We start from the raw sequence: 12,373 nt of genomic DNA, 5'->3' as shown, positions 1-12,373 counted from the left end.
TGACGTGGTTTGAAGAGATTTTCGAAGAGTATGACAAAGAAAAAAACGAACGAGAATCGCTCTCTATCACGAAAGCTAGATCTCATTCGTAAAAATGATATTAGCAAGTCTAGTTTATCCATTCATTGAAACGTGAACATGGTCATAGTGATTTTCTGTCACGCTACCACGGTCTGGCATTGGGTTCCAAGTATTAGCTGGCCCATATTTGCTATCGAATGGAGCATAGAAACGTTGTTTCCAAATAATGTAACTAATTCCACGGCTGGCCATGTTTTGAATAGCGTATTCCGCAACCTTATCCCCTAGTTCTGAGCTTTCTGGTACCATAAAGTCAATAGCCAAACCTTTTCCGTGATCTCCACTGTCTCCTGGACGGTAACCACTAAAGGATGTGATGCCAAACAAGTTAGCAATTTCTTCTTTAAAGGCAGCTGTTTGTGGTTGAAGGCCTGCATTTTCAGATTTCGCTACTGCCAGTCCAGCATAATCGGGCGCAGCTGGAGCTGCGTAAGTTGTTGAAACTGTTTTCTTCTCTTCTGGTTGATAAGTAGAAACTGCTGGTGTAGCTTCACTTGATGATTCTTCTGAACTTGTTGCAGTTGTTTCCGTTGCTTTTTCTTCTACTGGAGTTGTAGTTGGTTCCACTGTTGAAGCAGCTTGTGGGTTTGCTTGAGTTTCCTCTTTCTCAGCTGTAATCGTTACCTGAGGAGCTGCCTCTTCAACCGGGCTGATTGTTTCGGCTGTTTGCTCCGTTGAAGTAGAAGTGTTTGTAGATGATGCCACGTCTTCTGCAGCAGTCACTGTCTCTGTAACTTCTGAATTTGATGCTACTTCTTTTGTCCTTGGAGTTTCTACCGCTTTTGGAACTTCTGCAATCGGTTGAGAAAGGTCTGCAACCTGAACAGTTTGATCATCAACGGTTACTTGATTAGTTGTCAAATCTGCTGTCGCAGTTGTCACTTCTTCACTAGAATCTGCTTGAGGTGTTTGGATTTCAACTTCCGTTACTTCTTCTGCTTCATTGACAGTCGTTGTCAAAACAGTTTCTGGGAAAATCAGGTCCATATTAGTGATTTTATTCAAATTCGCAAGAACTGTGACATCTACACCCAAGGCTTCTGCAATGGTGCTCAAAGTATCACCATACTGAACTGTATAGCTTGTTTTGTTGTCCGTTTTAGTCAAATCGTTTTGGATTTGCTCAACACTACGTGCAGTCCAAAGAACTTCTTCTGCTTGAGTTGCCAATACTGGGGCAAATGACAAGGCTACTGTTGATGCTAATAATATTCTTTTCTTCATTCTTTCAAATTCCTTTCAAATGAGTACCTGTCTATGATAACACAAAAAATGCAGAAAAAAAGCCCTCCCGGGCCTATTTAACAGAACTGTCTATTCATTGTAACAAACTCGATTACTTGAAATAGTTTGTTAGGTCTCTGTCACAAAACTGACATAATCTTCTCGCTCCTAATCCTCAAAAATGCAAGTAATATCTGCTAATTCTTGAATCCTGTGATTCCCTTCATAAGTCGACTCTAAAAAGTTGATACTTTGAATCCCACTATTCTGGGCAAATTCCACATCCAGAGTCCGATCCCCTATATAATAGGTCTTCTCAGAATCCAACTGATACTTGCCTAACAGATAGTTAGCCGCTTCTGGACTTGGCTTCCGCACAAAACCACTCTGACTGGTTAAAATCTCTGTAAAATAAGATTCCAAACCCAAGTCTCTGAGAATGGTACGAGCATTGTCTCCCTTATGAGTGTAAACAAACTGCTGAATTCCTGATTCCTCTGCCCAAGCTAGCACATCACGCGCACCTGGCATCAAAACTACCTGAGCATTCTTCTCAGCCAAACTCTGGGCACGCACCTGATTTAGCATTTCCACATCCAGCTTTCTCTCTTCTGCCACCTGCACAAGTAAATCCTGCACAGAAAACTTGAGAATAAACTCCCTCACCTGCTCCTTATCATAAGGAATAGAAAACTGAGCAAAAGTTTCCTCAATTCCTGATAAAATCGCTTCGTAAGAATCCAATAAAGTCCCATCTAAATCCCAAATAAAAGCTGTTTTTTGCATTTCCTATCCTTTCAAGCTCATATAACGCTGGTAACGGTAACGTAGAAATAACCAACGAAAACCATTATCCAAAAGGGTTCCGGCCCAAATACCGGGCAAGCCCCAACCAAGCACAATCCCCATCAGATATCCTGTTCCAATGCGGATACACCACATTCCTATACTTGTCGCATAAAAGGGAAGCCGAGCATTGCCCAAACCCTGCCAGACTGCTGTATAGATGACTGTTCCTATCGTCATAGGAGTACCAAGTAGTGAAAAAAGTGTCACTAGTACACTAGCCTCCACCGCTAGAGAATCAGTCGTATAGAGATGAGTTAGTGGTATACCCAAAGCATAGATACTGAAGGTCAAGGGTAACATGAGGACCAGAGAAAGCCAAAAGGCTTGTTTACTCAACTTATCTACTCTATTCCAATTATCCTCTCCAACCGCTCGAGCCACCAGCATGACCGTTGCCGTAGCGACGCCAAAGGCAGGCATGTAGTTAAACTGGGTCAAGACTTCTCCGACTGCATTCCCAGCAACTACCTCTGTTCCAAAAGAAACAACCAAGGCAATGATCACGACATCTCCAGCTCGCATCATCAGTCGCTCTCCAGCTGCTGGTATTGCCAAAGTCAGTAAGTCTTTATCCAGTCCAAAAGTTGGCTTCGCATAAGGAAGTTTTAATTGTAACCATAAAATCACAAGACCTACCAAACGAGACAGAATTGTCCCCCAAGCAACACCAGCTATCCCCATACCCAGAACAAAAATAGCTAGACTTGAAAAAAGAATATTCAAGGCATTGGATAAAAGACTCACATAGAGGGGCAAACGTGGATTATGCATTGCACGAATCAAGGCACCCAGACTGGTCATCAAGCCCAAAAGAACAATCGATCCGCCTACCAAGGATAGGTAGAGTCCACCACTCTCAGCTACATCTCTCTCCGTCCCCAAAAGTCCTATCATCTCTTTCCCAGCAAAGATAGACAAAGATCCTAAAAGGAAACTTAATAGTAAGGTAATCTTCAACGCCTCAGTCACATGATAGGCTAGCTTAGACTGATTCTTCTGCCCTAAACTTTTTGAAATAACACTGGAAATAGCAGCTCCCAGAGCGATGAAAATCGCCTGGTAAATCGTGATAATATTGCCAGCTACTGAAACACCTGAAATAGCGATTAAGCCCAAGTGAGCGACCAAATAACTATCCACCATCCCCATGAGCATCTGCAAAAAGTTTTCACCCATAGCTGGCAATGCAATATTCAGAATGTCTTTATTTTTCTTAAACAATCCTTCCTCCTGATGAAAAGAAACTCAGTTGGTTTCCCAACCGAGTTTACTCCTTCTGTCTTAAAGTTCTAGATAAGCCTCAACCGCTGCTTGCATGTCAGTAGCTGCCACTGTTGTCTTATGACGAACAGGAGCTGTTTCAAGCCCATCAACTGCTGGCGGCACTGCAACGCCTGAAATGTCATGTAATTGAGCCAAGGCTTCAAAGTCAGTCAAACCAACTTTCCCTGTTACCGCTTCTACTGTAACTACTGGGAACTTGTATGGACTAGCTGTTGAAGCAATCACCGTCTTAGTCGCATCTCCAGTAGTCGCCTGGTATTTTCTATACACTGCTGAGGCAACAGCTGTATGAGGGTCCTCGATATAAGAATCTGACTCATAAACGCGCTTGATTTCTGCTGCTGTTTCTTCCTCAGTCGCATATTCAGCTGCAAAGAGGTCAAGAATCTCTGTATCAAAATTAGTCAACTCATATTGACCTTGGCTATTCAAGGCATTCATGAGTTCAGCTGTCTTAACTGCATCATTCCCCAAAAGATGGAAAATCAAACGCTCCAAGTTTGAAGATACCAAGATATCCATAGATGGACTAGTTGTTACCTTAAACTCACGTTTCTTGTCATAAACACGTGTCTTGAAGAAGTCTGTCAAAACATTGTTGTCATTTGAAGCACAGATAAATTTACCAACTGGAAGACCGATTTGTTTAGCATAAAAGGCAGCCAAGATATTTCCAAAGTTTCCTGTTGGTACTGTGAAGTTGACCTTATCACCAGCTACAATCTCACCAGTCTTGACCAACTGAGCGTAAGCATAAACATAATAAACAATTTGTGGTACCAAACGACCAATATTCATAGAGTTAGCTGATGAAAATTGCAACTTGTTGGCAGCTAATTTTTCACGAAGAACCACATCATTAAACATATGCTTCACATTTGTTTGCGCATCATCAAAGTTACCATCAATAGCGATAACATGAGTATTGTCGCCAGTCTGAGTGGTCATTTGCAACTCTTGAACCTTGCTGACACCATCCTTTGGATAAAAGACGATAATCTCAGTACCAGGGACATCTGCAAATCCTGCCATAGCAGCTTTCCCCGTGTCGCCAGATGTCGCTGTCAAGATAACAATCTTATTCTCCAAACCATGTTTCTTAGCAGCAGTCGTCATAAAGTATGGCAAGATAGACAAGGCCATATCCTTAAAGGCAATCGTTGAACCATGGAAAAGTTCCAAATTGTATTGCCCATCTAATTTCACTAATGGTGCAATATCTGGAGTATCAAATTTGCTATCGTAAGCATTGTTGATACAGTAGTCCAACTCCTCAGCTGTAAAGTCATCTAAAAATGCTGACAAAACTAACTTAGCCACTTCTTGGTAAGAAGCATCTTTTAATTTGTCAAAGTCCAAATCTACCTTTGGATAAGTAACCGGTGTAAACAAACCACCGTCCGTCGCCAAACCTTGCAAAATAGCTTGGCTGGCAGTTACTGTATTGTTGGTATCACGCGTTGATTGATAAACTAATGTCATTTCTCTCTATCCTTTATCTATAGTCTCTTCCATTATATCATGATTTTTCAGAAAATTCTCCCTTTATAAGAGAAATTATAGATTCAATTCTTCTTTCAAAGGCTGTAAGTAGGTCATTTCTTGCTTATTTCTCATCTCCAGTCCTTCCTCAGCTAGCAGGAGTAAATCTTTGGAAAACTCTATAATCGCAGTTTCTTCCTGTTCTGTAAGCTTTTTCTTAGAAAATTGTCGTCTTAAAAACTTATAATTTCGCCCAGATTCTTTAAAGAAAGGTGCTGTTCCTAAGTAAGCTTCTAACTTATCTAAATTAACCAACAATCCCAAGTGAAAAGCTGCTGAAGCGAAGGTTCTATCAAGAGGTTGAGTACACACACTACGAAACTCAACCGTTCCGCGAGTCGTTAAGTCTTGGTACTGATAACTACGATGAGTTTCAAAATCCTTCTCTTGAGGGTAAATAAGAATCTTATCCCCATTCAGAGCATATGCTTGGATTTCAGATGTAGCCAAATAGTCCCTGGCCTGAATCGGATAAAAATAATGTGTTTGTCCATTACGTTCCGCAGTAAAAATTGCAGAATGATCTAGATAATCAAAAAAATCATCCTCATCTTTAAAGAGCCTAGCATTGACTCCGACATTTTCTGGATAGATACCATGCATCGATTCTTCCCAGAAGATGTCCCTTGCAATTTTCGTATCCCAATCTGCACCCGAAAACTCAGAATTGGCAAATAAATAAGCCTTAACTGCTTCAATTTGGGTAAAAGCATTAATCACCCGTAAGTAGTTAGATTTTGAAACATCAAGCTGAACCTGACTCCCACAGATAAAAGCACCATATTCAGGGAAATGATGCAACTCTGATTTAGTCACATTTCTACTCAAATTCAAATAGTCCATCAACATGCGATACCGTGGGTAAGCCACTGGACAGTTCTCATTCTTATCCCAGTTAGGATGAATGCCACAGCCAACAATAGCATGATTTGATTCACTTAATTTTCTCTGAATTACATTCATATAATTATTAAAACGATTCTCTACCTCTTGAATCGCTTTAACCTTACCAAACGCAAATTCAATCGTAGTATAGGAAACTTCAAATAAAATAGCATCCTGACTTACTGGAGCTACTAACTGGATAGGATTCCCAAAATCATCTACCTTTTCAACATCGAAATCCAAAGCAGAAGCTAAATATCGGAATAATTCCTTGATAACTTCAACATCTTCAGTATCCCCTTCCAAGTTTACAACAGGATATTCCAGCTCAATCCCGACAAACAATTCAGGATTTTCTTTGATATTTTTCAAATACTGATGCTTTAATAAATCGATAGAACGAGACATACTTCCCTACACTTTCATAATCTAAATAAAATTTGAATAACTATTATTATAGCAAAAATAATATAAAAAAGGAACGAAGATTTATCAACGTTCCTTAACTCTATACTATACCGGCGGCCGGGGTCGAACCGGCACGTCCTTGCGGACACTGGATTTTGAGTCTAATATTATTAGTTTTAAATCTCAGAAATATTGATTTTATAAGCTTTTTTTCCATAATATTTTTTAAAACTTAGTATCACTTCCAAAGTTTAGATACTTTTTAGTAACTATAAAATGCTAGAAAGTATACTCCTTATTAAAAAGAGTTTTGGACTAGTTTTGTGCAATTTTATTACCCATATCCGTAATAAGAGAGGCTAAATTAATTGCCTTTAATGATTGTAGAAATTGGTTGTGAATATCATTAGACACATAACCAGCTAGCAAAATATGCTCAGCCATGTCATATTGCTTAATCAAGAGAATCTTATCATGTTTTTCATTAAATAAAATCGCACTAATTGCTGTATTAAAGACTGGAAAACGAAAACTCGCACATTGTGAACAATAAGGAATATCTCCCTCATCTTTTAAAAATTTTTTCTCCAAAGGATGCCCACATTCGGGACAACAAGTCATTGTTTTGTCAAATATAGAAACCTCTTTTTTAAAGTTCTTAAAAGTAATTTTACCAGTAAAATCGAGACCACGCAAGACATTGAAATAAATCAAGACTTTTTTTAAAATTTATCTTATGATATAATAAACTTATCAGCTATTGGTTCTGAAAAAGTGTCTGCCACAGTTTTACTACAAATTCTCATGACTTGTGCCAAGATTTATAAAAAACGGATAGCTATAATAGCTCTTAGAGCAAAAACATGACATATAGGAGGTTAAAGACATGTCATACTTTTATCTTTTTATCGCCATTGTAGGAGAGATATTGGGAACTAACCTTTTGAAATTATCAGACGGTTTTACAAAGCCTATTCCAACCGTTTCTGCCCTACTTAGCTATGGCGTTTGTTTCTATTTCCTCTCACTAGCAATGCAAAAAATTCCTTTAGGAATAGCTTATGCAACATGGTCAGCTGTCGGTTTAGTTTTGACAGCCTCTATCGCAGTAATGATTTTCAAAGAAACACTAAATGTTTATAGCATTATCGGTTTAATTTTGATTATCATTGGTGTTGTCATGGTTAACTTATTAGGAAATGCAGGACATTAATAAAACCGGTTCTATACTATTTGTAGTGGGTAAATCCCCTATGGATATTATGGAGCCTATTTTGTTGTAGAAAAAAAGTTCCATAAGAACTATAATGAAAAGCTAGAATTCTGTCAATATTTTGGACACATTTTGGGAGGGAATTTTGAAGACTAGCGTCCTCCTAATTTTCCCAATAAGTTTTAACTTCTTCAAAAATCTTATTCAAAAGTTCTGCATCTTTTTCTGACAACTGATTTTTTTCTATAACTCTATCTTTTAGTTCTGTTGCCTTTATTTTATTTCTTGCCACCGAAACTGCTATTGAATGTTTCAAAATATCAAACTCATCCTTTGAAAAGTTTGCAATATTGGTAAGATCTAATTGTTCTAGAGGTAAACTACTGATAATTGAATAAGGTTTTTGTCCCAGCAAATAATCTGTAGTAGTCCCAAAGATATTTGCTAATTTCACAACGAATTCTAATCCTGGTTCTAACGTTCCATTCTCCCACCGAGAATATGTCCCTTGTTGAACTCCAATTAATTCCGATATTTGTACTTGAGTTAACTTTTTTGATTTTCTGAGAGTTTTTAACCTCTCTGAAAATTTATAATCCTCTGTATACATAATTCTCCTATAGATATTCTTATTCGTATATTTTAGCTTGACAAAATATTCTAAACGGTATAAAATAGAATTATTCCATAAGGAATATTTATTTTGAGATTGAATATTCCATTGAGAATATTATAGCATAAAAGGAGGTAAAAGCGTATGTAACTAGTAGTCGATTTAAAAAATTTTAATAAAGGAGGTAGGATTCGACAAAATAAAAAATCTTGAAACAAATGTGCCGTTCGTTCCAAGATCAAAACATATTATGTAACAATTATACCACAGAAAACTCTTCAGTTGCACAAGAAAATTTCGGAGGTTTCACAAAAAGATGACCAATAAAGAGTTAGTCAATCAAATTTCTGGCCTAAACTCTACCTCTACTCTTAAAAATTGGATTCAACTGATTAGAGAGATAAGTGGCAAGGAATTTAAGAAAATTAAAATTCCTATCAGTAGAAATCCAAGAACTCATCAATTAAGTTATACAGTTGCCTATGACTTTACAGACGAAGACCTTAGACAATTTCAAAAGTTAGCTAACCTAAAACTTGAAATAGGTCTCAAAGAGGCTATACAAGCCGTATTTGGGAGTCTAGCAGATAATGAGCAAGAATCCCTAAACCAAGTAATAGATGAGCTCTACGATGAACTGAGCGCCTTGAAACAGGAATTTAAACGAGAAATACGACTGATAAAAATTGAGAATTCCAACCTAAAAAAGAAAATCCAAGATATTGAAGAGTCGATGCAAACCGGCTTACTAGGGTTTGTTAACAAGAGGTCAAAAAATAGGTTCGGCTAATAGCGAGTTTTCGGCTGAGCCATGAGGCAGAAAGCCGAAAATGAGCGTAGATGCGGACGGACCATTTTTGACCGATAGGGTGTGTAGTAACACCACCCTCTGCAAGTTAGGTGTACCATCGAAAGAATTCAGTATTTCCAAGGGTTTCGGAGATTTTAAGGGTGGCAAAATTAAGCAAAAAGTTGAATCAAAATCTATGGCAAAAAATGAACATTTACGTTCTGTATTTGACTGGATTCAAATTCAGTTTGATAAGACTGAATTTTCGCCAAGAGAAATAATCGAAGACATTCTATTTCTTGACTATGACCTATTTATTGAGAATAAAGGGAGCCTTAAATACTATAACTATGATAGCCAGCTTCATTATGGGAATATCCGTATCTACTATGGAGCGAAAGAGTCGTCCTACATGCTTGTCATGTCAGGACAGGCACTCGAGTTCTATAGAGATATGGTATTAGATCCAAATAGTCTGTCCGAAAGACAGTTTTTGAACAACCTCTACTACAATTACAATCATTTTTCAGTAAGACGAATTGATATTGCAATAGATGATTTTAATGAAACACCCTATTTCACTCCTAATCAGCTTCTAAAGATTTGTCAGAAGAAACGCTTTATATATGGAAAAAGCACCTACTACAATACCTACGGAGATGAAACAATCGGCCAGACCTTATATTTGAGAAAACCCAATGATGACGAAAGACTTAGAATTTACGATAAACGCTTAGAACGAGCTGAGAAGCTCGGTATCAGCAAGCGGTATATAGAAAATTGGATAAGAACTGAGTTAGAACTTAGGAAAGAAAAAGCTCACTACTTCATTCAAGAATGGTTGCATTCAGAAATAGATCTTCTCAACTTTACCAAGGGATATCTCAAAGAAAAAGTGAGGTTCTATAGTGATAGCTATTTCTCAAAACCTTTGAGATCTTGGGAAAAGTTTTTAGGCCATTCAAAACCCGTCTCTATCATTATTTCAAAATCAAAAACAGAACTAGAACAAAAATTAGAATGGTTTACCTATAAAGGTTCAGGAGCTATTCTAAAAGCGTATAAATTTCTATACGACAATAACTTACTGCATGAGTATGAGAAAGCTAACTATCTCGCACTCAACAATATGGAATATCCACCAGATTTAGCAAGTGGATTAATAGAAAGAGCAATACTCTTTAAACGAGAGGATTTGATCCCTACAATCAAAGAAAATATTAAAAGGAGAAATTAACTATGGCAAAAATGCTTTCACAAAATGACTGGAATTTTAATAACATTGGAACAAAATTTGAATTGGATGAAGTCATTCCAAAATTTGAAACGGAAGTCCGAGCAGATGCAAACGGAGAAATTATCAAAAACCGAGATGGTAGCGAAAGACGTTTTAATACCGATAAAATCATTGGTTGGAAATACAATGTAACAATCAAGGATGGACAATTCAAAAAGAAATCAACCCAAGTCTCAGTAGACAATCCAGATGCCTTGGTTGATAATGACTATATCCAAGCAATGGATGAAGTACCAGTTACATTTGACAATTTACAAGCTACTATGATTAGCACGACAATGTATTACAAGGCTGATGCTATCCATTTAGTAGATGTAAAACAAAAATAAGTAAAATACAAGGGGAGTTAATCCTCCCCTTAGTTAATCTAATTAGAAAAGGAGATCACATGATTAAAACTGTAACAAAAGATGACCTTATCGAACTTGGATTTGCTCCAGGAACTGCAAGAAAGATTATCCATACCGGCAAATTACTATTAGTGAATCGTGGTTTTAACATCTACGATAACAAAAGGATTGGTACAATTCCAGCCAGTGTCGCAGAAGAACTATTAGGAATTGAACTCCAGAAAGAAGCGTAGCTTATGGCTTTACGTAAAAGTAGAGACGGAACTTGGATTGTTGATGTTTCCAATGGTATAAATCCAATATCTCTAAAACAACGTAGAATTGTAAGAAAAGGATTCAAAACTAAAAAAGAAGCATTGGAGGCCGAACAATACTTACGAAGTGTCGAACTTAAAGAAAAAAGTTTCAACTCAAAAATATCAATTGATATCCTTTATGATCTCTTAAAAGAAGAGGATAGAATAAACAACAGAAAACAAAGCTATATAGATACACAAGAAAACAACTATAACAGGCATATAAAAAACTATTTTGAAAAAGTTGATGATGTAGCTAAATTAACTTATGAAGATATCTATCAATTCAGAGAACATCTAAGAGATAAAAATACTCAAAACTCAGAAAAGAAGCTAAGTCCAAACACTATTAATAAAATTATAATTTTACTAAAGAAAATTCTGGATGTTGGATTAAGAAAGGGATTTTACAAGGAACATCCCGTAGGATTACTGAAAAAATTACCCATAGAAAAAGTAAAATTAAATTTCTGGACAGTAAAAGAATTTAAGCATTTCTTAACACTATTTAGCAACGATGAATACAATATAAAATTACTATTCACAGTTCTATTTTTTACTGGTCTAAGACTCGGAGAAGCTCTTGCTCTAACGTGGAAGGACATAGAGTTTTCTACAAATACAATCCATGTAAGTAAATCAATATACGTTAAAAAAGGTGAAGAACACATTAGTAGTACAAAGACAAAAGCTGGAACCCGAAGAATCATCATGAACACCAAACTAGTGGAGACACTAGAAGAATGGAGGCAAACACAGCATGAAAGATTAAAAGAATTTACAACCAACCTAGATGATCTACAGATATTTCAAAATAGCCCGATTACGATAACTAAGGATTCAATCGAAAAACAATATAAAAAAATATTACAAAGAGATAGTTCTTTAAAAAAAATAAGAATTCATGACTTCAGGCATTCACATGCTTCCCTACTAATAAACCAAGGAGAAGATTATCTTGTCGTAAAAGAAAGATTAGGACATGCTTCTATAACTACAACAATAGATACATACTCTCATTTGTATCCAAGCAAGCAACAAAAATTAGCGGATAAATTAGATGATTTGTTATAAAACTAGTAATTTTAAGTAACTCAGCGTTACAAATTCAACAAATAAAAGAAAAAGACAAGGTCCGAAAACCTTGTCTTTAATACTATACCGGCGGCCGGGGTCGAACCGGCACGTCCTTGCGGACACTGGATTTTGAGTCCAGCGCGTCTGCCAATTCCGCCACGCCGGCAAATAGTAACTGGGGTAGCTGGATTCGAACCAACGCATGAGGGAGTCAAAGTCCCTTGCCTTACCGCTTGGCTATACCCCAATAATATAAAATAGGCGAGTGATGGGGATCGAACCCACGCATGCCAGAGCCACAATCTGGTGTGTTAACCACTTCACCACACCCGCCATAATTCTATTAACACGGGCAGTAGGAATTGAACCCACACTGAAGGTTTTGGAGACCTTAGTTCTACCTTTAAACTATGCCCGTAAAATGGAAGGGGAGGGATTCGAACCCCCGAACCCGAAGGAGCGGA

General features: G+C 37.3%; 13 protein-coding genes and 4 tRNA genes. 6 read left to right on the top strand and 11 right to left on the bottom strand.

Features of this window, described 5'->3' with window-relative positions; translation table 11 throughout:
• Positions 1 to 114: 114 nt before the first annotated feature.
• From HMPREF2613_RS09540 to HMPREF2613_RS11665, 6 genes are all read right to left on the bottom strand, one after another.
• Positions 115 to 1,305: a LysM peptidoglycan-binding domain-containing protein gene (locus HMPREF2613_RS09540; protein WP_070480131.1), complete on the bottom strand. Its 1,191-nt coding sequence runs from the start codon at positions 1,303 to 1,305 to the stop codon at positions 115 to 117.
• Positions 1,306 to 1,473: 168 nt separating this feature from the next.
• Positions 1,474 to 2,091, bottom strand: a complete 618-nt coding sequence (locus HMPREF2613_RS09535; protein ID WP_070480130.1) for an HAD family hydrolase — start codon at positions 2,089 to 2,091, stop codon at positions 1,474 to 1,476.
• Between the two features lie 3 nt (positions 2,092 to 2,094).
• Positions 2,095 to 3,375, bottom strand: coding sequence for an MATE family efflux transporter (locus HMPREF2613_RS09530; RefSeq protein ID WP_070480129.1), 1,281 nt, complete (start codon positions 3,373 to 3,375; stop codon positions 2,095 to 2,097).
• Between the two features lie 60 nt (positions 3,376 to 3,435).
• Positions 3,436 to 4,920, bottom strand: coding sequence for a threonine synthase (thrC, locus tag HMPREF2613_RS09525; protein ID WP_070480128.1), 1,485 nt, complete (start codon positions 4,918 to 4,920; stop codon positions 3,436 to 3,438).
• Positions 4,921 to 4,995: 75 nt separating this feature from the next.
• Positions 4,996 to 6,273 (bottom strand): glutamate-cysteine ligase family protein, encoded by a 1,278-nt coding sequence (locus HMPREF2613_RS09520; RefSeq protein ID WP_070480127.1) that lies wholly within the window; start codon positions 6,271 to 6,273, stop codon positions 4,996 to 4,998.
• A gap of 315 nt (positions 6,274 to 6,588) precedes the next feature.
• Entirely contained in the window at positions 6,589 to 6,987 is a 399-nt protein-coding gene (locus tag HMPREF2613_RS11665; protein ID WP_009732039.1) for an FmdB family zinc ribbon protein, read from the bottom strand.
• Between the two features lie 172 nt (positions 6,988 to 7,159).
• Here HMPREF2613_RS11665 and HMPREF2613_RS09510 point away from each other — a divergent pair, with 172 nt between their 5' ends.
• Complete coding sequence (locus HMPREF2613_RS09510) at positions 7,160 to 7,486, top strand: DMT family transporter (protein WP_009732038.1); 327 nt, start codon at positions 7,160 to 7,162, stop codon at positions 7,484 to 7,486.
• A 163-nt stretch (positions 7,487 to 7,649) separates the two neighbouring features.
• Here the strand turns inward: HMPREF2613_RS09510 and HMPREF2613_RS09505 are convergent, their stop codons facing one another.
• On the bottom strand, positions 7,650 to 8,096 hold the full coding sequence (locus HMPREF2613_RS09505) for a helix-turn-helix transcriptional regulator (RefSeq protein ID WP_000287814.1): 447 nt from the start codon (positions 8,094 to 8,096) through the stop codon (positions 7,650 to 7,652).
• A 319-nt stretch (positions 8,097 to 8,415) separates the two neighbouring features.
• Between HMPREF2613_RS09505 and HMPREF2613_RS09500 the strand changes: the two genes are divergently transcribed.
• From HMPREF2613_RS09500 to HMPREF2613_RS09480, 5 genes are read left to right on the top strand one after another with little or no spacing between them, the layout of a single operon-like run.
• A complete protein-coding gene (locus HMPREF2613_RS09500) occupies positions 8,416 to 8,889 on the top strand; it encodes a hypothetical protein (RefSeq protein WP_049502267.1) in 474 nt (157 codons plus the stop codon).
• 40 nt (positions 8,890 to 8,929) lie between these two features.
• Complete coding sequence (locus HMPREF2613_RS09495; protein ID WP_045616578.1) at positions 8,930 to 10,126, top strand: replication initiation factor domain-containing protein; 1,197 nt, start codon at positions 8,930 to 8,932, stop codon at positions 10,124 to 10,126.
• Between the two features lie 2 nt (positions 10,127 to 10,128).
• A complete protein-coding gene (locus HMPREF2613_RS09490; RefSeq protein ID WP_001096843.1) occupies positions 10,129 to 10,515 on the top strand; it encodes a hypothetical protein in 387 nt (128 codons plus the stop codon).
• 59 nt (positions 10,516 to 10,574) lie between these two features.
• Positions 10,575 to 10,769: a DUF3173 domain-containing protein gene (locus HMPREF2613_RS09485; RefSeq protein WP_000598356.1), complete on the top strand. Its 195-nt coding sequence runs from the start codon at positions 10,575 to 10,577 to the stop codon at positions 10,767 to 10,769.
• Positions 10,770 to 10,772: 3 nt separating this feature from the next.
• Positions 10,773 to 11,906: a tyrosine-type recombinase/integrase gene (locus HMPREF2613_RS09480; RefSeq protein WP_009732034.1), complete on the top strand. Its 1,134-nt coding sequence runs from the start codon at positions 10,773 to 10,775 to the stop codon at positions 11,904 to 11,906.
• A gap of 85 nt (positions 11,907 to 11,991) precedes the next feature.
• On the opposite strand, the gene HMPREF2613_RS09475 is transcribed toward HMPREF2613_RS09480, so the two are convergent.
• The 4 genes from HMPREF2613_RS09475 to HMPREF2613_RS09460 form a co-directional block, all read right to left on the bottom strand.
• Positions 11,992 to 12,075: transfer RNA gene (locus HMPREF2613_RS09475), tRNA-Leu, on the bottom strand.
• Between the two features lie 9 nt (positions 12,076 to 12,084).
• Positions 12,085 to 12,156, bottom strand: a tRNA-Gln gene (locus tag HMPREF2613_RS09470).
• A 13-nt stretch (positions 12,157 to 12,169) separates the two neighbouring features.
• Positions 12,170 to 12,242: transfer RNA gene (locus HMPREF2613_RS09465), tRNA-His, on the bottom strand.
• A 14-nt stretch (positions 12,243 to 12,256) separates the two neighbouring features.
• Positions 12,257 to 12,327 (bottom strand) — tRNA-Trp (locus tag HMPREF2613_RS09460).
• Positions 12,328 to 12,373: the final 46 nt, after the last annotated feature.

The sequence above is a fragment of the Streptococcus sp. HMSC070B10 genome (assembly GCF_001808665.1).
Classification (GTDB): domain Bacteria; phylum Bacillota; class Bacilli; order Lactobacillales; family Streptococcaceae; genus Streptococcus.
The sequence above is the reverse complement of the archived record's forward strand: the minus strand, read 5'-3'. Positions and strand labels throughout refer to the sequence as shown.

Coding starts and splice junctions, on each gene's coding strand:
- HMPREF2613_RS09500 (WP_049502267.1), top strand. CDS start 8,416: ATGACCAATAAAGAGTTAGTCAATCAAATTTCTGGCCTAAACTCTACC.
- HMPREF2613_RS09485 (WP_000598356.1), top strand. CDS start 10,575: ATGATTAAAACTGTAACAAAAGATGACCTTATCGAACTTGGATTTGCT.
- HMPREF2613_RS09480 (WP_009732034.1), top strand. CDS start 10,773: ATGGCTTTACGTAAAAGTAGAGACGGAACTTGGATTGTTGATGTTTCC.
- HMPREF2613_RS09540 (WP_070480131.1), bottom strand. CDS start 1,305: ATGAAGAAAAGAATATTATTAGCATCAACAGTAGCCTTGTCATTTGCC.
- thrC (WP_070480128.1), bottom strand. CDS start 4,920: ATGACATTAGTTTATCAATCAACGCGTGATACCAACAATACAGTAACT.
- HMPREF2613_RS09495 (WP_045616578.1), top strand. CDS start 8,930: ATGAGCGTAGATGCGGACGGACCATTTTTGACCGATAGGGTGTGTAGT.
- HMPREF2613_RS09510 (WP_009732038.1), top strand. CDS start 7,160: ATGTCATACTTTTATCTTTTTATCGCCATTGTAGGAGAGATATTGGGA.
- HMPREF2613_RS09505 (WP_000287814.1), bottom strand. CDS start 8,096: ATGTATACAGAGGATTATAAATTTTCAGAGAGGTTAAAAACTCTCAGA.
- HMPREF2613_RS09490 (WP_001096843.1), top strand. CDS start 10,129: ATGGCAAAAATGCTTTCACAAAATGACTGGAATTTTAATAACATTGGA.
- HMPREF2613_RS09535 (WP_070480130.1), bottom strand. CDS start 2,091: ATGCAAAAAACAGCTTTTATTTGGGATTTAGATGGGACTTTATTGGAT.
- HMPREF2613_RS09520 (WP_070480127.1), bottom strand. CDS start 6,273: ATGTCTCGTTCTATCGATTTATTAAAGCATCAGTATTTGAAAAATATC.